The sequence below is a fragment of the Oleiharenicola sp. Vm1 genome (assembly GCF_047777955.1).
GTDB lineage: Bacteria > Verrucomicrobiota > Verrucomicrobiia > Opitutales > Opitutaceae > Didemnitutus.
The window spans coordinates 3,513,927-3,535,820 of record NZ_CP180537.1; the positions used below are offsets into that span (position 1 = coordinate 3,513,927).

Annotated in this window: 19 protein-coding genes and 2 pseudogenes; 12 read left to right on the forward strand and 9 right to left on the reverse strand. The window is 68.9% G+C overall.

Annotation, left to right across the window (positions count from 1 at the left end; translation table 11 throughout):
• Positions 1-106: 106 nt before the first annotated feature.
• The 9 genes and pseudogenes from ACMYLB_RS16900 to ACMYLB_RS16940 all read left to right on the forward strand — a co-directional run.
• Positions 107-1,356: pseudogene (locus ACMYLB_RS16900) on the forward strand (methyl-accepting chemotaxis protein); the annotation flags it as partial.
• A gap of 45 nt (positions 1,357-1,401) precedes the next feature.
• Positions 1,402-1,689 carry a hypothetical protein gene (locus ACMYLB_RS16905; RefSeq protein ID WP_415911152.1) on the forward strand — a complete coding sequence of 96 codons (288 nt, stop codon included), beginning with the start codon at positions 1,402-1,404 and terminating at the stop codon, positions 1,687-1,689.
• 3 nt (positions 1,690-1,692) lie between these two features.
• Positions 1,693-2,199: a chemotaxis protein CheW gene (locus ACMYLB_RS16910; protein WP_415908129.1), complete on the forward strand. Its 507-nt coding sequence runs from the start codon at positions 1,693-1,695 to the stop codon at positions 2,197-2,199.
• A 138-nt stretch (positions 2,200-2,337) separates the two neighbouring features.
• Positions 2,338-3,420, forward strand: coding sequence for a carbonic anhydrase (locus ACMYLB_RS16915; protein WP_415908130.1), 1,083 nt, complete (start codon positions 2,338-2,340; stop codon positions 3,418-3,420).
• Positions 3,390-4,970, forward strand: coding sequence for a methyl-accepting chemotaxis protein (locus ACMYLB_RS16920; protein ID WP_415908131.1), 1,581 nt, complete (start codon positions 3,390-3,392; stop codon positions 4,968-4,970). Before ACMYLB_RS16915 ends, ACMYLB_RS16920 begins: the two co-directional genes overlap by 31 nt.
• 7 nt (positions 4,971-4,977) lie before the next feature.
• A complete protein-coding gene (locus ACMYLB_RS16925; RefSeq protein ID WP_415908132.1) occupies positions 4,978-5,484 on the forward strand; it encodes a chemotaxis protein CheW in 507 nt (168 codons plus the stop codon).
• A gap of 141 nt (positions 5,485-5,625) precedes the next feature.
• Positions 5,626-7,158, forward strand: a complete 1,533-nt coding sequence (locus ACMYLB_RS16930) for a methyl-accepting chemotaxis protein (protein WP_415908133.1) — start codon at positions 5,626-5,628, stop codon at positions 7,156-7,158.
• Between the two features lie 680 nt (positions 7,159-7,838).
• Positions 7,839-8,873, forward strand: a pseudogene (locus ACMYLB_RS16935) (PAS domain-containing protein); the annotation flags it as partial.
• Positions 8,874-9,094: 221 nt separating this feature from the next.
• A complete protein-coding gene (locus tag ACMYLB_RS16940) occupies positions 9,095-11,362 on the forward strand; it encodes a PAS domain S-box protein (RefSeq protein WP_415908134.1) in 2,268 nt (755 codons plus the stop codon).
• A 105-nt stretch (positions 11,363-11,467) separates the two neighbouring features.
• Here the strand turns inward: ACMYLB_RS16940 and ACMYLB_RS16945 are convergent, their stop codons facing one another.
• The 4 genes from ACMYLB_RS16945 to ACMYLB_RS16960 form a co-directional block, all read right to left on the reverse strand.
• Positions 11,468-12,616, reverse strand: a complete 1,149-nt coding sequence (locus ACMYLB_RS16945; protein ID WP_415908135.1) for a response regulator — start codon at positions 12,614-12,616, stop codon at positions 11,468-11,470.
• Positions 12,617-12,635: 19 nt separating this feature from the next.
• On the reverse strand, positions 12,636-13,169 hold the full coding sequence (locus ACMYLB_RS16950) for a chemotaxis protein CheX (RefSeq protein WP_415908136.1): 534 nt from the start codon (positions 13,167-13,169) through the stop codon (positions 12,636-12,638).
• Positions 13,170-13,377: 208 nt separating this feature from the next.
• Complete coding sequence (locus tag ACMYLB_RS16955) at positions 13,378-14,856, reverse strand: sigma-54-dependent transcriptional regulator (RefSeq protein WP_415908137.1); 1,479 nt, start codon at positions 14,854-14,856, stop codon at positions 13,378-13,380.
• Positions 14,857-14,921: 65 nt separating this feature from the next.
• Entirely contained in the window at positions 14,922-15,371 is a 450-nt protein-coding gene (locus tag ACMYLB_RS16960) for a response regulator transcription factor (protein WP_415908138.1), read from the reverse strand.
• A gap of 115 nt (positions 15,372-15,486) precedes the next feature.
• Here ACMYLB_RS16960 and ACMYLB_RS16965 point away from each other — a divergent pair, with 115 nt between their 5' ends.
• Entirely contained in the window at positions 15,487-15,879 is a 393-nt protein-coding gene (locus tag ACMYLB_RS16965; protein ID WP_415908139.1) for a hypothetical protein, read from the forward strand.
• Positions 15,880-16,028: 149 nt separating this feature from the next.
• On the opposite strand, the gene ACMYLB_RS16970 is transcribed toward ACMYLB_RS16965, so the two are convergent.
• The 5 genes from ACMYLB_RS16970 to fliD form a co-directional block, all read right to left on the reverse strand.
• A complete protein-coding gene (locus ACMYLB_RS16970) occupies positions 16,029-16,391 on the reverse strand; it encodes a hypothetical protein (protein WP_415908140.1) in 363 nt (120 codons plus the stop codon).
• 4 nt (positions 16,392-16,395) lie between these two features.
• The gene (gene fliS, locus ACMYLB_RS16975) at positions 16,396-16,824 is read right to left on the reverse strand and encodes a flagellar export chaperone FliS (protein WP_415908141.1); all 429 of its coding nucleotides are present in this window, start codon (positions 16,822-16,824) and stop codon (positions 16,396-16,398) included.
• 11 nt (positions 16,825-16,835) lie between these two features.
• Complete coding sequence (locus ACMYLB_RS16980; RefSeq protein WP_415908142.1) at positions 16,836-17,117, reverse strand: hypothetical protein; 282 nt, start codon at positions 17,115-17,117, stop codon at positions 16,836-16,838.
• 123 nt (positions 17,118-17,240) lie between these two features.
• Positions 17,241-17,900, reverse strand: a complete 660-nt coding sequence (locus ACMYLB_RS16985) for a hypothetical protein (RefSeq protein WP_415908143.1) — start codon at positions 17,898-17,900, stop codon at positions 17,241-17,243.
• On the reverse strand, positions 17,897-19,621 hold the full coding sequence (fliD, locus tag ACMYLB_RS16990; protein ID WP_415908144.1) for a flagellar filament capping protein FliD: 1,725 nt from the start codon (positions 19,619-19,621) through the stop codon (positions 17,897-17,899). Before fliD ends, ACMYLB_RS16985 begins: the two co-directional genes overlap by 4 nt.
• Before the next feature lie 322 nt (positions 19,622-19,943).
• Here fliD and ACMYLB_RS16995 point away from each other — a divergent pair, with 322 nt between their 5' ends.
• Both ACMYLB_RS16995 and ACMYLB_RS17000 read left to right on the forward strand, forming a co-directional pair.
• The gene (locus tag ACMYLB_RS16995) at positions 19,944-20,759 is read left to right on the forward strand and encodes a flagellin (RefSeq protein WP_415908145.1); all 816 of its coding nucleotides are present in this window, start codon (positions 19,944-19,946) and stop codon (positions 20,757-20,759) included.
• A gap of 206 nt (positions 20,760-20,965) precedes the next feature.
• Entirely contained in the window at positions 20,966-21,778 is an 813-nt protein-coding gene (locus ACMYLB_RS17000; protein WP_415908146.1) for a flagellin, read from the forward strand.
• Positions 21,779-21,894 lie beyond the last annotated feature (116 nt).

A 21,894-nucleotide genomic window follows, 5' to 3' on the forward strand; every position in this document is an offset into this window, starting at 1 on the left:
CGCGCGCCGAATGGGCTAAAACCGCCGCCGCCGCGGCCGATGCACGAAAAATCGCTTGTTTCGCCGGCCCGGTGCCGGCGGCGCTGTTCCCTCACCCACGCCTATCATGTCAACCTGGACCATCGGTCGCCGGCTAACCGTCGGATTTGCCGGCCTGATCGCGGCCGTGCTCGCTCTTGCATTCACCTTCTTCCTGACCCTGCGGTCCATCGACGGCCACGTTCACGCCATCACCACCGACAACATTCCCGGCCTCATCGTCAGCAAGGAAGTGCTGCGGGATACCCTCACCTACCGCGTCCTCACCTTCCGCCACATCGCCAGCGGCGACGCGGAGGAGCGGAAGCAGATCGACCGCGACTGCGACGCCATCGCCCAGCACGTGGTCGAGACCCTCCAGCGCTACGAGGCTACCATCGTCGAAGCCGAGGACCGCACCCTGTTCGACCGGATCGCGCCGGCGCTCGAGAACTACCGCACGCAGGCCCGGCTCATGCGCAAGCTGAGTGGCGAGCACAAGGAGGCCGAGGCCCTGCAGGTCGCGCGCACCAGCGGTCTCGCCGCCTACCAGGCCTTCGAGCAGGCCGTGACCGACGTCGTCGCTTACAACGAGAGATCCTCCACCGCGAACGCCGATGCCATCACGCGCACGATGCGCACCGGCCGTGCCACCACGATCGCCTTCGCCACGTTGGTCGTCGTCCTCGCCAGCGTCGCCGGTTTCCTCATCACCCGCGGCATCAGCCGCACCATCCAGCGAGTCGCCGCAGGCCTGGACGAGGCCTCCGGCCAGGTCTCCGCCGCGTCGAGCCAGGTCTCCGCCGCCAGCCAGTCCCTCGCCCAAGGATCGAGCGAGCAGGCCGCCTCCCTCGAGGAAACCAGCGCCTCCCTCGAGGAAATCAGCAGCATGACGCAGACGAACGCCGAGAGCGCCCGCCGCGCCAAGCAGCTCGCCGAGCAGACCCGCTCCGCGGCCAGCCAAAGCAACACCCAGATGGACGAGATGGTGCGGGCCATGGGCGCGATCAAGGCCTCCGCCGACAACATCGCGAAGATCCTCAAGACGATCGACGAGATCGCCTTCCAGACCAACATCCTCGCCCTCAACGCCGCGGTCGAGGCCGCCCGTGCCGGCGAGGCCGGCGCCGGCTTCGCCGTCGTCGCCGACGAGGTGCGCTCCTCGCCCAGCGCGCCGCCCAGGCGGCGAAGGAAACCGCCGAGAAAATCGACGACTCCATCACCACCAGCACCACCGGCGTCGAACTCTCCACCCGCGTCGCCGCCTCCCTCCGGCAGATCGGGGAACGCGCCGCCCGCATGGACGAGATCGTCGGCGAGATCGCCTCCGCCTCGGGCGAGCAGTCGCGGGGCATCGGACAGGTCAATCAGGCCGTCACCCAGATGGACCAGGTCACCCAGTCCAACGCCGGCAGCGCGGAGGAAACCGCCGCCGCCGCCGAGGAGCTGAATGCCCAGGCGATCAGCATGCAGGAGCATGTCGGCGAACTGCTTCTCCTCGTGGGCGGCGCCCCGACGCACACGGCCGAGAAAAAAGCGCAAAAGTCCCGCCCCGGCGTGCCGATGAAGCAATCACCCGCATTGCCGGCGGCCGCGCCCGCAGCCGTCCCGGCACGTTCACCCGTGCCGGTGGGAGCAACCGTCAACGACCCGCATTTCCTCGATTCTTAACCCATGAGCTCTCCTGCTTCGACCGCCACCACCCAATCCAAGCACGCCGGCAAATACCTGACCGTCGTCCTCGACAACGAAGCCTACGGCATCGCGGTGCTGAAGGTCCGCGAGATCATCCGCATGCAGAAGATCACGCCGGTCCCCCAGATGCCCGAGTTCGTCAAGGGCGTCATCAACCTGCGCGGCCGCGTCATCCCCGTCGTCGATCTCCGCGTCAAGTTCGGCCTCAAGGCCGAGTTCGCCGAACGCACCTGCATCGTCGTCGTCCAGGTCAAGCTCCCCAACGACACCCTCGTCCAGATGGGCCTCATCGTCGACTCCGTCGAGGAAGTCGTCCACCTCCCCGCCGAGGAAATCGAGCCCACCCCCGAGTTCGGCACCCGCGTCGACACCACCTACCTTCTCGGCATGGCCAAGGTCAAAGGTCAGGTCAAAACCCTCCTCGACATCGACCGCGTCGTCGCTCCCGAAACCATGCAGTCCATCGCCACCAACGCTCACTCCTGAGCCGGCCTCCCCTCTCCCCCTTTCAGCCGCCCACCCCGGGCGGCTTTTTTGCGTCCGGCCGCCGGCCCGCCTGCCGGGCGGACAAAATTTCCGAATTTCCCTCAAGTCGGTCGCCGCCCATCCGATGCATGCAGCACGTTGCGGCGTGTCCTCCCCCGGACACGGCCGCCGGTTCGGGCCGACTTCGGGTCTGCAAGAACGGGAAGCGACGGCTCGGCATCTCGCCGAGGAAACACCGGCTCGATCGACTGCGTTATAGCCCGCGCAGGCGAGAGGGCCGATCCGCCCCCCGTTCATGACCTCGCCCATCCGCCTCCTCCTGACCCTGACGACGCTGCTTGCCGTCGCCTCGTCCACCGTCGCCTCGTCCGTATCCGCCGACGCCGCGCTCCAGCGCCTGCGCGACGGCAACAGCCGTTTCACCGCCGGCGATCTCCAGCACCCCAATCAGACCGCCGCGCGCCGCGCGGAGGTCGCCCAGGGACAGGCTCCTTTGCCACCCTCCTCACCTGCTCCGACTCGCGCGTCCCCGCCGAGACGATCTTCGATCAGGGGCTCGGTGACCTCTTCGTCGTCCGCGTCGCGGGCAACGTCGCCAAGACCGACGAGATCGGCTCCATCGAATACGGCGCCGCCCACCTCGGCACGTCGCTGCTCGTCGTCATGGGCCACAGCTCCTGCGGCGCGGTCAAGGCCGTGGTCGAGGGCGCCGAGGTCCACGGCAACATCCCGCAGCTGGTCGACACCATCGTCCCCGCGGTCGAGAAAACCAAGGCCGCCAACCCGGGGCTGCCCGGCGCGCAACTGCTCGCCCGGGCCGTCGAGGCCAACGTCTGGCAGTCGATCGACGGCATCTTCGAGAACAGCGCGACCATCCGCGAACTCGTGAAGGCCGGCAAACTCAAGGTCGTCGGCGCCGTCTACGACCTCGCCACGGGCGCGGTCGAGATCAAGGGCGAGCACCCCGAGCAGGCCCGCCTCCTCGCCGCCACCGGCGGCGCCGGCGCGCACGCCGCGGCCGAGTCCGAACCCGTCGCCACGGCCGCGTCGGAAAATCACCCGACCGCCGCTCCCCGACCGCCGCCCCGGCGGTCGAGCACGCCACTTCCGTCAGCGCCCTCGTCCTCGCGCTCGGGGCCGCGCTGGTCGCGCTCCTGCTCTTCGGCGCCCACCGCTTCGCTCGCACGGGCATGCGCGCCTGGTCGGTCGGCCGGCGCCTGACGGTCGGCTTCGCCACGGTGCTCGTGCTGCTCGCAGCCATCGTCAGCATCGCCTACGAGGCGTTTCACTCCGCCCACGAGGGTTTCACCGAATACCGCGCCGACGCCCGCCACAGCGTGCTCGCCGGCACCGTCCAGACCAATTTCCTCGAAATGCGCATCGCGGCCAAGGACTACGTCGTCACCAAGAAGGACGGCGACGTCGCCAGCTATCAGGCCCATCACGCCAAGGTTGTCGCCCTGCTGGAGGAGGCCCATGCGGCCTTCGCCCACGAACCGGAGCGCCAGAAATTCGTCATCGATGCGCAAAGCCACCTCAAGGACCACGTCACCGCCTTCGGCGAGATGGCCGCGGCCGGCCGCCGCGGAGCGTCCACGGCGCAGCTCCAGGTCATCGGCAACCGCATGGCGGCGACGGGCGAGCGACTCGATGCCGCGATCCAGCAGCTCGAGGACGCGGTCGTGGGCGACCAGAATCAGTTCGGGCCCATCCTCGCCGCCGAGATGCGCTACGTGCAGTCCGCCCTCATCTGGACCGGCCTCGGCACCATCGCGCTCGCCCTCGGCCTCGCCTTCATCATCAACCGCAGCATCGTCGGGCCGCTGACCCAGATTTCGCAGGTCGTCGGGGACGGCTCCGCCCAGATCACGGCCGCCTCCGGCCAGGTCTCGACCGCCAGCCAGACGCTCGCCGAAGGTTCGAGCGAACAGGCCGCCTCGCTCGAGGAAACCTCCGCCTCCCTCGAGGAGATGGCCTCGATGACCAAGCGCAACTCCGACAGCGCCAACCAGGCCAAGTCGCTCTCCAGCCAGACCCGCCAGGCCGCCGACACCGGCGCCGCCGACATGGATCAGATGAAGACGGCCATGGACGCCATCAAGCTCTCCTCCGGCGAGATCGCGAAGATCGTGAAGACGATCGACGAGATCGCCTTCCAGACCAACATCCTCGCGCTCAACGCCGCGGTCGAGGCCGCCCGCGCCGGCGAAGCCGGCGCCGGCTTCGCCGTCGTCGCCGAGGAGGTCCGCGCCCTCGCCCAGCGCTCCGCCACCGCCGCCAAGGAAACCGCCGCCAAGATCGACGACTCGGTTTCCAAGAGCCAGCACGGCGTCGAGATTTCCGCCAAGGTCGCCATCTCGCTCCAGCAGATCGTGGAACGCGCCCGCCAGATGGACGCCGTGGTGGTCGAGATCGCCAACGCCTCCCAGGAACAGACCCAGGGCATCTCGCAGGTGAACACCGCCGTCTCGCAGATGGACCAGGTCACGCAATCCAACGCCAGCAGCGCCGAGGAAACCGCCGCCGCCGCCGAGGAGCTCAACGCCCAGGCCCACGCCCTGGACGAAGCCGTGCTCGAACTCCGCCGCCTCGTCGGCGCGAGCGCGCGCTCCGCCGCTCTCCCGCCCACTCCGCCGCCTGCGGCCCGCTCCGCCAGTCCGGCCAAGTCGGCCCCGCTCCGCCGCCCCGCCGCCGCGCCCGCCTCCGTGCGCGCGCCGCAACCCGTGCCGGCCGGCGCCCTCGCCGACGACTCGCACTTCCTCGATTCCTAACCAACCCATGAGCGCTCCCTCCTCGATGACCACCACCCAATCCAAGCACGCCGGCAAATACCTGACCGTCGTCCTCGACAACGAAGCCTACGGCATCGCGGTGCTGAAGGTCCGCGAGATCATCCGCATGCAGAAGATCACGCCGGTCCCCCAGATGCCCGAGTTCGTCAAGGGCGTCATCAACCTCCGCGGCCGCGTCATCCCCGTCGTCGATCTCCGCGTCAAGTTCGGCCTCAAGGCCGAGTTCGCCGAACGCACCTGCATCGTCGTCGTCCAGGTCAAGCTCCCCAACGACACCCTCGTCCAGATGGGCCTCATCGTCGACTCCGTCGAGGAAGTCGTCCACCTCCCCGCCGAGGAAATCGAGCCCACCCCCGAGTTCGGCACCCGCGTCGACACCACCTACCTTCTCGGCATGGCCAAGGTCAAAGGTCAGGTCAAAACCCTCCTCGACATCGACCGCGTCGTCGCTCCCGAAACCATGCAGTCCATCGCCACCAACGCTCACTCCTGAGCCGGCCTCTTCGGGTGGCGCCGCTCACGGGCATCGCGCGCTCAAGCGACCACCGTTTGTGCCGATTCAGCAACTGGCTCGGTGTGCCCCGCACCGAGCTGAGCCGGTCACCCCTCGGCCTCCCTCGTCACCTGTCGTCCCATGAACAACCTCACCGTTGCGAAACGCATCATGCTGGGCTTCGCCGCGATCATCGCCGTCGTGCTCGCGCTCGGAGTCTTCGCCTACTTCAACCTCGGCCGGATCCGCCAGGATGCCGACGTCGTCGCCCGCGACTGCCTGCCAGGCATGGCCAACATCGCCCTGATCTCGAATGTCATTCAGGAAAACTACGCTGACACCCTGAAGCACGTGATGACCGACGACGCCGTCGAGAAGAAGGCGCTCTTCGTCACCATGCAGGACAACATCCGCGAGATCGACGGCTTCGTCGCCGACTACGAGAAGACCGCCATCACCGCTCGCGACCGCGCCCTGCTCTCCGACTTCAAGCGGGCCCGCGCCGGCTACGTCGACGCCTTCCGCGAGATCATCGCCACCAGCGAGCGCGACTCCCGCGCGGCCCAGGCGCTCGTCCACCAGCGCCTCGAACCCGCCTACGCGCCGCTCGACAAGAGCGTCCACAACCTGATCGACTACAACCGCACCACCGGCGCCGAGGCCGGCGCGGCCATCCATGCGCACGCCAACAGTGCGACCACCACCATCGTCGCCGGCGTCCTCGCGGCGCTGTTCCTGAGCGTCGGCATCGCGTGGTGGATCGCCCGCAGCACCACCCGCGCGCTCGGCACCGCCATCGGTCAAATCGACGCCGGCGCCCAGCAGACCGCCGCCGCCGCCGGCCAGATCTCCGCCTCCAGCCAGACCCTCGCCGAGGGGTCCAGCGAACAGGCCGCCGCCCTCGAGGAAACCTCCGCGTCGCTCGAGCAGATGTCGGGCATGACGAAGCGCAACGCCGAGAGCGCCGCCCAGGCCAAGCACACCGCCGGCCGCGCGCGCGATGCCGCCGACGCCGGCGCCGAGCGCATGCAGACCATGCAGCAGGCGATGGCGGGCATCAAATCCGCCAGCGAGGGCATCACCAAAATCCTCAAGACCATCGACGAAATCGCCTTCCAAACCAACATCCTCGCCCTCAACGCCGCGGTCGAAGCCGCCCGCGCCGGCGAGGCCGGTGCCGGTTTCGCCGTCGTCGCCGAGGAGGTCCGCGCCCTCGCCCAGCGCTCCGCCCAGGCCGCCAAGGAAACCGCGGAGAAGATCGAGGCCTCCGTCGCCCAGTCCCAGCAGGGCGTCGACATCAGCACCGAGGTCGCCACGAATTTCAGCGCCATCCAGAAGCACATCCGCGAGCTCGACGAGATCGTCGCCGAGATCGCCCGGGCCTCGGCCGAGCAGAGCCAGGGCATCAGCCAGGTGACCAACGCCGTCGCGCAGATGGACAAGGTCACCCAGGGCAATGCCAGCAGCGCCGAGGAGACCGCCGCCGCCGCGGAGGAACTGAACAGCCAGGCCGCGATGCTCAAGGAGGCCGTCGCGCAACTCCAGGCGCTCGCCGGCACGAGTTCCGCCCCCGCCGACCGGCCCGCGGCGCCGGCCAGCCGGTCGGCGTCCGCCGGACCTGCCCGCCGCGCGGCGCCGGTGCAGGCGCCGGAGCTGCAGGGCGTCGACGCCTGAGCGCGGCGCCCGCCCCGGTCCCATCGTCACGCTTCGCCCGGGCCGTTTGTGCCAGAGCGCGGCTTTCGCTCCCCCGCGGAGACTTTCGCCTAGTGTTCGCCGCCAAGTTCGGCAACGCTGCCGCGCCCTCCCGGGGAAGAAAGCGCGTGAAGATCGTCACGAAGATTTACCTCATCACTGCGAGCGCGGTGGTGTTGATCGTCGCCGACGCCGCGCTCGACTTCCGCCGCTGGGACCGCTGGGAAGCCGCGCAGACCGCGCGCCGCGCCCAGAGCGGAACCGAGCGCCACGCTCTCCAGGCCGTAGGCGAACAGCTCGGGGCGCTGACCGCCGCCCTGCGCCGCCTGCCCGCGCCCGGCACCCGGGAATGGAGCGCCCTCGGCGCCAGCGGCGAACACAGCATCGCGCTGCTGCGCCACGCCCTCGACGAGATCGGGCTCGACCCCGACGTCCGCTCCGCCCCGCCTGACGGCCCGCTGGCCGCTGCGACCGCCCGGCTCGCCACCGCCGCCGCGCAGTTCGAGCGCGACTGGCGCACCTTCCGCAGCCTGGGCGAATCGGACGACGCCCAGCGCGTCGCGGCGAACACCCTGCGGCCGCTGATCGAGGACGAGATCCGGCTCGCGCTCCAGACCGTGCAAGAGCTGACGACGGAGCACCGCACGCGGGCCGAGGAGCTCGTGACCCAGGAAATCGACCGCGAGCACCGCCGCCAGCTGATCGGCTCGCTGCTGCTGCTCGGCGCCATCGGCGGCGTCCTCTACGCCATCCACCTCCAGTTCCTCCGGCCGCTGCGGCGCATCGAGCAGGAGGCGCGCTCGGTCAACCGCGGCGAACGCGTCCACGTCGGCTTCACCTACACCAACAACGACGAGCTCGGCTCCGTCGCGCGCGCGGTGAACGACACCATCGACAAGCTCCGCTCCGCCGCCTTCTCGCGCGAGGAGCTCGAGCGCCAGGTGGCCGCCCGCACCGCCGAGCTGCGCGAGCGCGAGCGCGAGCTGGAGGAGAGCCGCGCGCAGCTGCGCCGCGCCCTCGACGGCAGCCAGCTCGGCACCTGGGAATGGGATCTCGAGACCCGCGTGCCCGAGTTCAGCGCCCTGTGCACGACCATCCTCGGCTACGCCCCGGGCGAGATCGCCCCGACCGTGGCGGCCTGGGAGCAGCTCGTCCATCCCGACGACCTGCCGCGCGCCGAGCTCGCCAGCCGCACCCACCTCGCGGGCCAGACGCCGAGCTACGAGGCGGAAGCGCGCTTCCGCAGCAAGTCGGGCGACTGGCGCTGGGTGCGCTCCATCGGCCGCATCGTCGAGCGCGACGACGCGGGCCGGCCCCGCCGCCTCGCGGGCACGCACGCCGACATCCACGTGCGCAAGACCGCCGAGCTCAACCTGCGCCGCCGCGAGGAGCAGCTCCGCCTCGCCCTCGCCGCCTCCGGCAGCGCCCTGTGGGACGCCGACCTCCGCGACCGCACCGTCTTCCTCGACGAACGCTGGTCGCATTTCATCGGCCAGCCGCCCGGCGAGACGCGCACGACGCTGCAGACGCTCCTGCTCCAGGTGCCGGAGGAGGAGCGCCCGAAGGTCCTCGCCGCGCTCAGCCGCGTCGAGTTCGGCGAGACCGACGAATACATCGTCGAGCACCGCTACCGGCGCGCCGACGGCAATCTGGTGTGGGTGCGCAGCCGCGGCCGCTGCATCGAGCGCAACGCCGAGGGCCGCGCCCTCCGCATCATCGGCATCAACGTCGATCTCACTGCGATCAAGGCCTCCGAATTCGCCGCCGCGCGCCAGGCCGGACTGTATTCGGCCGTCAACGAGACCGCGCTCGACCTCCTCGCCCGCCGCGGCACGGCCGCGGTGCTGCAGGGCCTCGTCGACCGGGCGGCGCCCCTGCTCGACGCCCCCTCGGTCGAGGTCTCCTCCTTGAGGGCGAGTTGCTGGTCCCGCGCGCCTGGTCCGGCCCCATCCCCGAGAACGGCCTGCAGCCCGCCGGGCGCGAGGCCGTGCTGGCCTGGCGCGCGATCGACACGCTCCAGCCCGCGGTGGTCCAGCACTACCGCGAGCTCCCTGGCGCGGTGGCGGCCTACAGCGAGGCCGGCGTCCGTGCCGCGGCCGTCTTTCCCATCGTCCAGGAAGGCCGCGCCATCGGCGTGCTCGGCGTCTGCCGCTTTCAGCCTGACCAGCCGTTCACTGCCGACGACCTGGAGAAGGGCCGGCTGCTCGCCCAGCTGTCCGCCCTCGCCCTGCACAACGCCACCATCTACGAGGATGCCGTCCGCGAGGCCGAGGCGAAGACCACCGCGCTGCGCGAAAGCGAGGAGAAGTTCCGCGGCCTCTTCGATCACGGTCCGGTGCCGATGGTGCTGGTCTCCTTCCCCGCCGGCATCATCGCCGACGTGAACGCCGCCGTCACCTCCGCATTCGGCTTCGCCCGGGAGGAATGCCTCGGGCGGCACGTGCTCGACGCCGGCCTCTGGGTCGACGTGCCGACGCGCGAGCACTACCTCGGCGTGCTCGCCGACACCGGCCGGCTGGAGGACGTCGAGGTCTCGATGCGCCACCGCGACGGCGACCAGCTCGAGCTGCTCATGCACAGCCGCCTGGTGCAGATCGCCGGCCAGAGCTACTCGCTCAACACCTTCATCGACGTCACCCACCTCAAGCGCACCGAGCGGGCCCTGCGCGAGGGCGAGGAGCGGTTCCGCGCCGTCTTCGAGGAAAGCCCGGTGATGATGCTCCTGCTCTCGTTCCCCGAGGGGAAGATCATCGAAGTGAACAGCGCGGCGGAGCGGGGCTTCGGCATCCCGCGCGCCGAATCGCTCGGGCGCACCTCGACGGAATTGATGGCCTGGGTCGATCTCCAGGACCGCGAGCGCTACCTCGCGATCCTTCGCGCCGAGCACCACGTCGCCGGCTTCGAGACGCGCATGCGGCGCCGCGGGGGCGAGACCTTCGCCGCGCTCTTCAGCGGCAGCCTGATCGAGATCGGCGGCCGGCGCTACACGCTCAACTCGATCCAGGACATCACCGCGCAGCGCCAGGCCGAGGCCCGCCTGCGGCAGGCGCAGAAGATGGAATCGCTCGGCACGCTCGCCGGCGGCATCGCCCACGACTTCAACAACCTCCTCACCGGCATCCTCGGCTCGGCCGAGCTGATCCGCCTGGACCTGCCCGTCGCGCATCCCGCCCAGCGCTGGCTGGACAACATCGCCGCCGGCGGCGCGCGCGCCAAGCGCGTGGTGCAGCAGATCCTCGCCTTCTCGCGCCGCAGCGAGGGCGAGCGCGGCCCGGTCGACCTCGTGCGGGTGGTCGAGGAGGCGCTGCGGCTCCTCGGCTCCACCCTGCCCCCGATGGTGCAGATCGACGTCGAGCTCGACCGCGCCTGCCCGACCATCCGCGGCGACGCCACCCAGCTCCACCAGGTGCTGATGAACCTCTGCACCAACGCCTGGCAGGCGCTTCCGCCCGAGGGCGGGCGCATCGGCGTGCGCCTCGCCCCGGCCGCCGTGACCGCCGAGCTGCAGCAGGCCAACCCGGAGCTGCCGGCCGGACCGGCGGTGCAGCTGAGCGTGTCCGACGACGGCTGCGGCATCGAAGCCGACTTGCTGCCGCGCATCTTCGATCCGTTCTTCACCACCAAGGAGGCCGGCCGCGGCACGGGCCTGGGCCTCGCGGTCGTGCACGGCATCGTGCGCGACCACGGCGGCGCCATCCTCGTCCGCAGCACGCCGCGCGTCGGCACGCGCTTCGATCTCTACTTCCCCGCGCTCGCCGCGCCGCCGCCGCAGCCCGAGGCGCGGCTGCCCCGCAACCTGCCGCGCGGCCAGCGGCAGCGCATCCTTTTCGTCGACGACGACGCGGGGCCGCGCGCCGCCCTGGCCGGCATGCTGGAGTTCCTCGGCTACCAGGTGACCGCCGTGAACAACCCGGCCGAGGCACTGCTGAAGTTCTCCGCCCAGCCCGGCGCGTTCGACCTGTTGCTGGCCGACTACGCCATGCCGGGCATGACCGGCCTCGAGCTCGCGCGCCAGATCCGCCAGGCGCACGACGGGCTGCCGATCGTCATCGTCTCCGGTCACCTCGAGGCCGACCAGCGCGCCGAGTCCTCGCGCCTGCGCATCGCCGCCGTGCTGAGCAAGCCGCCAGAGCTGGTCGACCTCGCGCACACGGTCGCCCGCGCCCTCGGCGCCGGCGCGGCCTAGGCCGGCCCGCCGCCGGCCCCGCTCCGCTGCGGCCGCGCCGGGGCCGGGAAAAACAAAACGCCGCGGCTCGGGGCCGCGGCGTCGGGATGCGCAAAAAAGCGGGGCTCAGGCGCTGGCGAGCGCGGGCTGCTTGCTGAGGCTGGCCTTGGCCTCGTCCACGTTCTCGTGGAACTGCCAGCTGCGGGTGTCCTCGAAGCCCTTGCACTCGGTCGCGATCGCGCTGTTGCCGACCAGCACGAACTGCATACCGAGCTCGCGGCAGGTCTGCATGGCCTGGACGAGGAGCTTGATGACGCCCATGTGCAGGGTCTTGAGCTGATGCACGTCGATGATGGCCTTGTTGTGGCCGGCGTCGACCGCCTCGGCCATCTTCGGCTTCATGTAGGTGGTGATCTCGGCGATGACGGACTGCGAGCAGTTGTCCGGCACCTTCATCATCAGGCACTCGGCCTCGATGGCGAAGTAGCGCTGGGAGGTGTCGAGGTTCATCGCCTTGGCGATCTTGGTCTCGAGTTCGCCGAGGTCGATGGGCTTGGTGATGACGGTGGTGAAGCCGACCGTCTGCGCCTGCTGCTGCGGGGCGGTCTCGGTCTTCACGACGAGGCCGAAGACGGGCGTGTATTTCGTCTTCACGTTCGTGCGGATGAGGCGGAAGAGCGTGAAGGCCGCGTCCTCGGGCAGCGAAAGGGAGATCATGATCAGGTCCGGCGGGGACTTCGTGCAGAAGTCGATCGCCTCGCCCTGCGTGCTGACGCCGTGGATCTTCCAGGGCGTGTGCTTGAGGCCTTCCTGGATCTGCTGGACGATGGCGGGCTTGTCCTCGACGATGAGGAGCGTGGCGGGATCGAAGATGGAGCGGGCCTTCGCCGGGCCGTCGGTGAGCGGCTTGAGCTCGATGATGCGGCCGGCCTTCTCGACAAGGACCTCCTCCTTGAACGGCTTCACGATGTAGTCGCGCACGCCGATCTTGGCGATCTTGAGCACGTTGTCGCGGCCGCCTTCGGCGGTGAGCATCATGACGGGGATGCCCTTGAGCTGCGGGTCGGCCTTGAGCTTGGTGAGCATCTCGACGCCGTCCATCACGGGCATGGTCACGTCGAGGAGGATGAGGTCGGGCATGTCCTTGGCCGCGACGGCCAGGCCCTCGACGCCGTTGGCCGCCTCGAGGATCTCGCAATCGTAAGGTTTGAACGCCTTCCGCACGATGATGCGGACGGTCTTGGAGTCGTCGACGGTGAGAATCTTGTTGCGCATGGTGGATTCGGGAAGCGGTTCAGTTGCCGGTCTTCATGAGGATGTCGGTCACGATCTTGTGGCCGCCGCACTCGAAGGAGTAGATGTAGCGTTGCGCCGAGCTGATGGGCTCCACGCAGAAATTGCTGCCGCGCAGGATCGAGGGGATCGTGAGCATGCAGGGGTAGCCGGCGTCGCACAGGCCGTTCTTGAAGGAGCCGACGCTCATGTTGGTCAGCTCGCCGATGGCGTCGTTGATGACCTCGTCGCCCGCCTCGTCGATCTCGGCCTCGGTCATGCCGAGGAGGTGGCAGGTGCACAGCTTCGCGAAGTCGACCGGGAGGTAGAGGTAGATGAGCCCGTTGGCGTCGCCGATGAAGCCGACGGTGCCGACCACCTGCGGCGTGCAATTGACGCCTTCCACCGGGATGGGCGGCCAGCTCGCGCCCGAACCCTGCGTCGCCGTCGTGGACAGCTCCGAGGACTTGCCAAGCATGGTTTTAAAGACGTCGGCGATCGCTCGGGTGATGTTCTCGCGGACGAGGGACTCGGAGATTTCCTGGGTGGCGGGCATGGTGAAAAAAAGGGGCTCGGGCCGGGCGGGGCTTGGCAAGGTTATCGGCCCACCTTCGGGTGGACTTTATGCAAAAATGCGCGGAAGTGCGTGCGAGCGAACGCCGGCGGCATGACGTGCTATCGGCACGCGCGCGCCGGACTGTAGCGCCGGTGCGCGGCCGGGAAAATTCCCGCGCCCGCGCGAAGAACCCGGGACGGAGGGCGGCCTACTCGCCCGTCTCGGCGCCGACCTCGATCGGTTCGCCGGCGTCGCGGTATTCCTGCAGCTTGTTGCGCAGCGTGCGGATGCTGATGCCGAGCAGCTCGGCGGCCTTGGTGCGATTGCCGCCGGTCTGCTGCAGCGCCGTCTTGATCGCCTGCTTTTCCACCTCGGCGATCGTGAGCACGCGGCCCTGGGCGTCGGTGGTGGCGACCGCGGGCGCTTCCGCGGCCGGCGTGGCCGCCGGGGCGGTCTTCTGCTCGAAGTCGAACGGCACGCTGGAGTTCAGCAGCGCCTCGCCCGAGGAAGTGATGCTGCCCACGAGCGGCAGGCCGAGCGCGGCGGCGGACACGGCGCGGCCTTCCTCGGTGAGGATGACGGAGCGCTCGATGGTGTTCTGCAGCTCGCGCACGTTGCCCGGCCAGCGGTAGCCGAGCATCGCGTTGCGCGCGGACTCGGAGAAGCCCGTGACCTTGATGCCGAACTTGCGCGCGAAACGCGCGAGGAAGTGGTCCGCCAGCGGCAGGATGTCCTCCGCCCGCTCGCGCAGCGGCGGCACGTGCACCGGGAAGACGTTGAGGCGGTAGTAGAGGTCCTGGCGGAACGCGCCCTTCTCGACGTAGCTGAGCAGGTCGCGGTTCGAGGTGGCGAGGATGCGGACGTTGACCTTGATGGTGCGGTTGCCGCCCACGCGCTCGAACTCGCGCTCCTGCAGCACGCGGAGCAGCTTGGCCTGGAGGTTCGCCGGGATCTCGGACACCTCGTCGAGGAGGAGCGTGCCCTGGTTGGCCAGCTCGAAGCGGCCCTCGCGGCGATCGGTGGCGCCGGTGAAGGCGCCGCGTTCGTGGCCGAAGAATTCGCTCTCGATCAGGTTCTCGGAGATCGCGGCGCAGTTGACCTTGATGAAGGGGTTCTGCCGGCGCGGGCTGCGGCGGTAGAGCTCGCGCGCCACCATCTCCTTGCCGGTGCCGTTCTCGCCGGTGATGAGCACGGTGGCGTCGGTCGGCGCCACGCGCTCGATCAGCTGGCGCAGGCGGAGCATGGTCGGGCTCTTGCCGATGATCGAGCCCTCGTCCTCGCCCTGCTGATCGCTGAGGAGCTTGTTGACCTGGAGGAGCTGGCGGTAGGACTGGCCCTTCTTGATGATGATGTCGATCTGCGAGGGCGTGAAGGGCTTCAGCACGTAGTCGAAGGCGCCGGCGCGCATGCAGGACACGGCCGACTCGATCGAGCCGTAGCCGGTCACCATGACGACGAGGGGGCGCTCCGGCAGCGTGGCGAGGCGCTCGAGGAACTGCTGGCCGTCGCCGTCGGGCAGGCGGATGTCGAGCATGACCAAGTCGAAGGACTCGCGGGTGAGCAGCGCCTCGGCCTGCGCGAGCGTCTCGGCGGTCGAGACGGCGAATTTCCGGCGCGTGAAGATCTCCGTCTGGAGATTTCGCACGACGGGTTCGTCTTCGACGATGAGGACTTTCTCGAACGACATGGGGCGACAGCGCGGGCCGGGGTTCAGTTGAGAACCTTACCAGCTAAGGGCCCCTGCGCGGCGGTTCAAACCATTCCTGCGTTCATTACCGGGTCGCCGTCGGCCACTTCCATGAGACGGCGCACACGGGTGATGACCTCCGCCGGCGCATAGGGCTTGGGCAGATACTCGACAAAACGATCGCGTTCGAGCGGGGCGACGCCGCGGCCGGAGACGCTGCCGCTGGTCACGAGCACCGGCAGGTGCGGCACGCGCGTGCGGAAGCGCGCGCAGAGCTCGCGGCCGTCGCCGTCCGGCAGGCGGCAATCCGCCAGCACCAGCAGCACCTCGCCGCCGCGCTCGGCGAAAACCCGCTCGCCCGTGGCGCTGTCCGCGCACCAGATGACGCGCAGCGACAGGGACTTGAGCAGCGCCGTGAGCATGCTGGCGATGATTTCATTGTCTTCCAGCAAGAGGACCGCGTTGCGGCGAGGTCCATCAGCGGGAACCGGAGGCAGGGACGAGGTTTCGCGCATGCAGCAGGGAGCATTAGCCAATCGGCCCTACCCGCCACGGCGAGCTTTCTTTCTGGGAAAATTTTCTCAAGTCCCGGCGAAACGTGCCGAAGGAAGCGCTTGAGCTTCTTTGTTCATGCACACTCGCCTGCTCTCCTTCCTCTCCGATCTCGAACGTGCCCTCGCCGCCGATGATCCGGCTCCGCTCGACGGTCAGTGGGAAACGTCGCGCACCGTGAATTACCATCTCGGCCTCGCGCGGCTGAACTTAAGCGTCCGCACGGCCACCGGCGTCATTCCCCGCGGCCAGGTGCTCCTGCAGAGCTATCAGCTCGCCGACGGCACCCCGTGCCTGAAGGCCGAGCTCGCATGGAACGGCACCGACCACCGCACCACCCGCGCGATCTACTCCAAGCCGGACATCAACTGGACCAGCGAAGCGCGCAAGATCGCGGCCGAGTGGATGGCGGGCGCACCCGAGCTGGCCGTGGCCGACGAGACCGCGCCGTCCCTCGCCGCCGCGGTCTGAACGACGCACGCGCGACACCCTTTCTTTGCCCGGGTTAACCGAAGGCCTCCTGCGGGAGGCCTTTGTCTTTGGGGCCGTCGGTGCGCGCGTCCCGCGCGGGGCGCCGGGACGCGACCCCAAGAAAAGGCCGGTCGGAGACCGGCCCGGGATCACGCCGCGGTGTTCAGCCGCGACTCGCTCGGCGAACTGCCGCCGTAGACGGGCGCGACGCGCGCAAGGCGCGAGCGGGCTTCGTCGATGCGACGGAGCTCGCCCTGCAGGCGCGCGAGGTGCGCATCGAGCAGCACGGCATTCTGCCGGCGCTGGGCGACCAGCTCCTCGACCCGCGGCCGCAGCGCGGCCACGCCGGGATCGATCGCGAGGGCGCACAGCTTTTCCACCAAGGGCGCGGCGCGCTCGGAGATCTGCACCGCCTCGACCAGGTCCAGCGAACGCAGCAGCACCGCCTCCTGACTCGCGAAGTCCTCGAGCGCGGAGAGCAGGCGCTGCGCGGTCTGGTAGGGCGTCTCCATGCGGTCAGGCGACGCCGCGGACGCTCTCGGGCGTGGTGCGGTCCTGCTTGGCCAGCATCTCGGCCCAGGCATTGCGCACCTCGCCGAGCAGGCGCTCGACCTCGACGATGGGCTCCTCGTTCTTGCGCAGGTTCGCCTCCATGAGGCGGCGCAGGTAGTAATCGTAGAGCCGGTGCATCTCGCGGGCGAACTTGCCGTCGCCGGCGTCGAGATTGAGCGTGCCCTGCAGCTCGGAAATGATGGCCTGCGCCTTGAGCAGCTGGGTGTTGATGACCTCGAAGCGGCGGGGGTCCTCGAGGCCGAGGGCGAAGCCGCCGCGGGCGCCGTTGAGCGCGCGCAGGGCGCCGTCGTAGAGCATCAGCACGAGCTGGCCGGGGCTGGCGGTGAGGACCGCGTTGGAGCGGTAGGTCCGCGCGTAGTCTTGGGCAACCATGGGAGGGAGGCTCAGGACTCGTCTTGGGTGAGATCGGGCGATTTCAGGAGCGCCTCGCCGACCTTGCGGAGAATGGCGGTCGACGGGTAGCTCGGGTCGGCGGCGAGCTCCTTGCCGCGGGCCACGACCTCCGGACGGATTTCCGGTTGGGCCGCGAGCGCGGCGTGCAGGGCGGCGGATTGCTCGGCGGAAAAACGATCGGCGCCGGGACCGCGCACGACGGGTTTTTGCGGGACCAGCGACACAGCGTCCGTTCGTGCCGTCCGGTCGGAGGAAGAGGTGGAATGAATCATGGACTCAGCGTTGGAGGGAACGGTCAGCCGCTGATGTAGGCCAGGGAACGCCGTTGGTTGATAGGCACATTATCGTCGTGGAGAGTGAAATCTTTAGAGTGAAAGTGCAAAGGGCTCGCGAACTCAGCGCGGCGGCAAGGTGCGGAACATCTCGTCCGCCGCAAACGCCGCGTAACGGGTCGGGCTGAGCAGCGTGCCGGGGCTGAGATCGACCGGATCGCGGCCCTGCGCGGCCTGGACCGGGCGGCGGCGCGCGCTGTTGGCGACGGCGGGGTCGCTGGCGGAGATGACTTCGTCGAACGTCCACACCAAGCGGACATCGCGCACGGTCGCGAGCTTGCTGCGCAGGCCGATCGCCTGGGGGCGGTAGGGCTGGTAGACGGTGATGTCGGTGAACAGCACGGCGTCGACCGCATAGCGGGTCGCGATCTGCTCGATCATGCCGTGCGGCAGCGCGGCGGTGGAGGAGAACTCCGGCGCGCCGAACAACCGCTGGCATTCCCCGCGCGGCAGTGCGACGACCTCGAAGCGCTGCTGGTCCTGCAGGGCCCGCACGATGACGCCGTCGAGCGCGGCCGCGGTCTCCTCCGGCGCGATCGCGCCGAGCGACACCGGCAGCACGAGCACGCGCCGGACCTCCGCCGGCAGGCGCTTCTCGCCGGCGAAGTTCCGCGGCGTGTAAAACGGCCCGTAGCGCACGGGGTCGGCCAGATCCGGCGTGATCTCGCAGCCGGCGAGCCAGAGCGTCGCCGCAAGGGGAAGGAGGAGGCGCAATCGGCTCATTTGGACGAGGAGGACGACGAACCAAAGGCGTTGGTCAGGGCGGTGCCTTGCTGCTGGATCTTGGCCTGGGCCGACTCCATCGCAACGAAACTCGCGGTCAGGCGCTCCTTCTCGGCGTCGAGCTGGCGCTGCACGTCCTCGATCTGGCGGTCGAGATTGGTGTTGGTCTTGTTCAGCCGCTCCTGCTGGTCGTCGTTCGACTTGCCCATGCGGTCGAGCAGCGTGGTGAGCTTGGCGACGAAGCCGGTGGTGCTCGTCTGGAAGAACGCCTCGACGTCCGCGGGCTTGTCGCGGAGGGCGGCCGTCAGCTTGTCGTCGTCGCCGATCTCCAGCTGGCCGGTGGTGCCGTCGAAATCGATGCCGAGGTGCTCGAGGCGCTGGATCGTGCCGCTGACGCCGGAGACGGCGGCGAACGCGGTGGAGCGCAGCTGGTCGGCCCAGCCCTGGACCTCGCGGTTGGCGGAGAGAACGGAGGTGGTGACCTTGCCGTTGGCGGAGGTGATCTTGGTCTTGTCGTCGACGTAGCTCTGGACCGCGTTGAAGGCGTCGAGGAAGCTCTTGATCTTCGTCCGCATCGTGGCGGTGTCGGCCGCGACGGTGATGGTCTGCGTCGTCTCGCTGTCGACCTTCACGCTCAGGCCGGTGAGCCCGGTGACGGACTCGTCGAGCGTGTTGCCCGTGCTGGTGAGCGTGGGGCCACCGTCGACGGTGAACTCGGCGTTCTGCCCGCGCGCGAGCGAGCCGGAGGTCAGGCCGAGCGCGCCGAGCAGGCCGCCGGCGGTCTCGCTGACGGAGATGCCGAGGTCGCCGTTGGTGTTGTTGCTCAGCACGACGCGATCGAGGGCGGAGTCGTAGCTCGCGGTGACGCCGGCGGTGGAGGCGTTGATGCGCTTCAGCACCGTGCTGAGCGAGTCGGTGTTGACGTTGTAGCTGATGCTGACGCCGTTGATCGAGAACGAGCCGGCGCCGGTGCCGTCCACGGCGGTGATGGCCGCGCGCAGGCCGGCGGAGCTGATCGCCCCGGTGGTCTTGAGCGCGCCGAGGGCGCCGGAACTCGTGACCGTGCCGCTGCCGTTGTTGGTGAGCTTGAGGACGCGGAGGAGATTCGACGTGTCGTTCGCCGCCCCGAGCGTGATCGTGCTGTCGGTGGCGCTGGTCAGCGTGATCTTGTCCGTGGTGTGGTCGTAGGTCGCAGTGACGTCGCCCCCGGTGGCGTCCGAGATGGCGGTGAACACGCTCGCGAGCGAATCCGTGGTCGCGACCGTGATCTTTTGGCCGTTGATCGTGAAGGTGCCCGCGGTGGGCGCGGCGCCGGTGCGGAGATTGGCCAGGGTGAGGCCGGAGACGTCGTCGGTGGCGTTGAGCCCGCCGGCGATGTCGCTGGTGCCGTTGAGGCGCGCCGCCGTGGCGAGCTTGCTCACGGCGATGGTGTGGCTGCCCGTGGCGGAGCCGGCGGAGGCGGAGAGGGTCCAGGTCGAGCCGCTGGTCGAGGAGGTGACGTCGCGTCCGGAGAACACCGAGACGTCCTTCAGGGCGGCGGCGGCGGCGCTGAGCGAGTCGATCCTCGTCCCCAGCGCGCTGAGGGCGTTGACCTGCTGGGTGTTGGTCGCCTGCTCCTGCTCGAGCCGGGTCACGCGGACCTGCTCGACTTGCATCAATTGCTCCACGAGCGACTTCCAGTCGAAGCCCGAAGCGAGTCCTGAGAGAGAGAGTCCGGCCATGGCGTGTGATGAGGCGATAATTGCCCAATCCTTCATCGGCCGTTCCGGCAAAAAATTAAATCAATCTGCGCGCCGCAGAAAATTTTTGCCCGGCAAAAAATGACCGGTGCAACGGGCGGTTTTCCGAGTGAAACGCCCGCCGGCGGCCGGACGCGACCTGGCGGCCCGGAAATTTTTTCCTCTCGCCAGCGGCTAAATTTTCCTGGCCCCGCGCCGTTACTTCACCTGCCGCGAATCAGAAACAAGGCCGGTCCGCTCCGGGACCGCTAACCGGGAGCCGAATGCGACACGGACGTCGCACTCTAAAATCAAGGAAGATACCATGTCAGTCGTCATCAACAGCAACTTCGCCGCGACCGTCGCGTCGAACAACCTGGCCGCTTCGAACGAAATGCTCCAAAAGAGCCTGAATCGTCTGTCGAGCGGCACCAAGATCGTTAACCCCGCGGACGATGCCGGCGGTCTCGCCGTCTCGATGAAGTTGTCCGCCGCCGCCAAGCGCTCCGCCGCGGCCAACACCAACATCGGCAACTCGGTTTCCTTCCTGCAGTCGCAGGATGGCGTGCTCAAGGTCACCGGCAAGGTGCTCGAGCGCATGGGCGAGCTCAAGACGCTCTATTCCGACCCGACGAAGAACAGCGACGACCTCGCGAACTACGACGCGGAGTTCACCGAACTCCAGAGCGAGCTCTCCTCGCTCACCGGCGAGAAGTTCAACAGCGTGTCGCTCTTCGGCACCACCGCCCTGAGCGTCCCGGTCTCGGAGGACGGCTCGTCCCAGGTCGCCATCAGCGGCAAGGACCTCGCCAGCTCCGCCTCGGGCGTGGGCGTCCTCACCGACACCGCCGCCTCGGCCAACCTCGGCGCCATCCAGCTCTCCGAAATCACCGACGCCCTGCAGCGCGTCGCGACCATGCGCGCCACCAACGGCGCCGAGCAGAGCCGCCTGGGCTTCGCCTCCGAGGTGCTCACGGTCAACAAGGCCAACCTCGAGGCCGCCAACAGCCGCATCATCGACGTCGACGTCGCCAGCGAGTCCACCCAACTGGCCCGCTACAACATCCTCGTCCAGTCCGGCACGGCCATGCTCGCCCAGGCGAACCAGAGCGCGCAGATCGCGCTCAAGCTCCTGGGCTGATCCCCGGCAGCTAGGTAGTCCGCGGCGGTCGGACTAGTCCCCCGACCCCGCGTTTGTCAGAGCGGTTGTCTATATGTCTTTCCCACCGGCGCGCCTGATAGCCGCGCCGTCACTTTGAAGCACCAGCCTCAAACGGCGCGGTCCGGCGCCGATCCCTCCGGGCCCGTGGCGACGACGGAAGGTCGCAATGATCAAGGATAGATACCATGTCAGTCGTGATTAATACCAACTACGCGGCCACGGTTGCCTCCAACAACCTCGCCAGCTCGAACACCAGCCTGCAGCGCAGCCTCAACCGGCTGTCCAGCGGTTCCAAAATCGTCAACCCCTCCGATGATGCCGGCGGTCTCGCCGTCTCGATGAAGTTCAGCGCCGCGGCCAAACGCTCCGGTGCGGCTTCCGCGAACATCGGCAACGCCGTCTCGTTCCTCCAGACCCAGGACGGCGTGCTCAAAGTCGCCGGCAAGGTTCTGGACCGCATGAGCGAACTCAAGACGCTCTACTCGGACCCGACCAAGAACAGCGATGACCTCGCGAACTACGACGCGGAGTTCACGCAATTGCAGTCCGAACTGACCTCGCTCACCGGCGAGCAGTTCAACGGCAAGGATCTGTTCGGTGCCAGCCAGTCGGTTCAGGTCTCCGAAGACGGTGGCCAGACGGTCGCCCTCGCTTCGAAGGACCTCGCCAGCACGACCTCGGGCGTCGGTGTGCTCACCAGCACCGCGTCCTCGGCCAACCTCGGCGCGGTCTCGCTGTCGGAGATCACCGACGCGATCCAGAACGTCGCGACGATGCGCGCCACCAACGGCGCGGAGCAGAGCCGCCTCGGCTTCGCTTCGGAGGTTCTGACGGTCAACAAGGCCAACCTTGAGGCCGCCAACAGCCGCATCACCGATGTGGACGTGGCCGAGGAAAGCACGCAACTCGCGCGCTGGAACATCCTCGTCCAGTCCGGCACCGCGATGCTGGCCCAGGCGAACCAGAGCTCGCAAGTGGCTCTCCGCCTCATCCAGTAAGACCGGCTTGTTCTAGTGGTTGTTCTGATTCGCCCAACCCCCCGGCCGCTCGCAAGAGCGGCCGGGCAAGGGTGGCGGGTGAAGCACCACCGGGACCATCCGGCGGTTCAGGGGCC

What these genes read in the sequence shown, in the direction of transcription:
- ACMYLB_RS17000 (WP_415908146.1), top strand. Translation starts at nt 20,966, where the DNA reads ATGTCAGTCGTGATTAATACCAACTACGCGGCCACGGTTGCCTCCAAC.
- ACMYLB_RS16910 (WP_415908129.1), top strand. Translation starts at nt 1,693, where the DNA reads ATGAGCTCTCCTGCTTCGACCGCCACCACCCAATCCAAGCACGCCGGC.
- ACMYLB_RS16950 (WP_415908136.1), bottom strand. Translation starts at nt 13,169, where the DNA reads ATGCCCGCCACCCAGGAAATCTCCGAGTCCCTCGTCCGCGAGAACATC.
- ACMYLB_RS16930 (WP_415908133.1), top strand. Translation starts at nt 5,626, where the DNA reads ATGAACAACCTCACCGTTGCGAAACGCATCATGCTGGGCTTCGCCGCG.
- ACMYLB_RS16985 (WP_415908143.1), bottom strand. Translation starts at nt 17,900, where the DNA reads ATGAGCCGATTGCGCCTCCTCCTTCCCCTTGCGGCGACGCTCTGGCTC.
- ACMYLB_RS16920 (WP_415908131.1), top strand. Translation starts at nt 3,390, where the DNA reads ATGCGCGCCTGGTCGGTCGGCCGGCGCCTGACGGTCGGCTTCGCCACG.
- ACMYLB_RS16965 (WP_415908139.1), top strand. Translation starts at nt 15,487, where the DNA reads ATGCACACTCGCCTGCTCTCCTTCCTCTCCGATCTCGAACGTGCCCTC.
- ACMYLB_RS16995 (WP_415908145.1), top strand. Translation starts at nt 19,944, where the DNA reads ATGTCAGTCGTCATCAACAGCAACTTCGCCGCGACCGTCGCGTCGAAC.
- ACMYLB_RS16980 (WP_415908142.1), bottom strand. Translation starts at nt 17,117, where the DNA reads ATGATTCATTCCACCTCTTCCTCCGACCGGACGGCACGAACGGACGCT.
- ACMYLB_RS16955 (WP_415908137.1), bottom strand. Translation starts at nt 14,856, where the DNA reads ATGTCGTTCGAGAAAGTCCTCATCGTCGAAGACGAACCCGTCGTGCGA.
- ACMYLB_RS16905 (WP_415911152.1), top strand. Translation starts at nt 1,402, where the DNA reads ATGGACCAGGTCACCCAGTCCAACGCCGGCAGCGCGGAGGAAACCGCC.
- ACMYLB_RS16925 (WP_415908132.1), top strand. Translation starts at nt 4,978, where the DNA reads ATGAGCGCTCCCTCCTCGATGACCACCACCCAATCCAAGCACGCCGGC.
- ACMYLB_RS16960 (WP_415908138.1), bottom strand. Translation starts at nt 15,371, where the DNA reads ATGCGCGAAACCTCGTCCCTGCCTCCGGTTCCCGCTGATGGACCTCGC.
- fliS (WP_415908141.1), bottom strand. Translation starts at nt 16,824, where the DNA reads ATGGTTGCCCAAGACTACGCGCGGACCTACCGCTCCAACGCGGTCCTC.
- ACMYLB_RS16945 (WP_415908135.1), bottom strand. Translation starts at nt 12,616, where the DNA reads ATGCGCAACAAGATTCTCACCGTCGACGACTCCAAGACCGTCCGCATC.
- fliD (WP_415908144.1), bottom strand. Translation starts at nt 19,621, where the DNA reads ATGGCCGGACTCTCTCTCTCAGGACTCGCTTCGGGCTTCGACTGGAAG.
- ACMYLB_RS16970 (WP_415908140.1), bottom strand. Translation starts at nt 16,391, where the DNA reads ATGGAGACGCCCTACCAGACCGCGCAGCGCCTGCTCTCCGCGCTCGAG.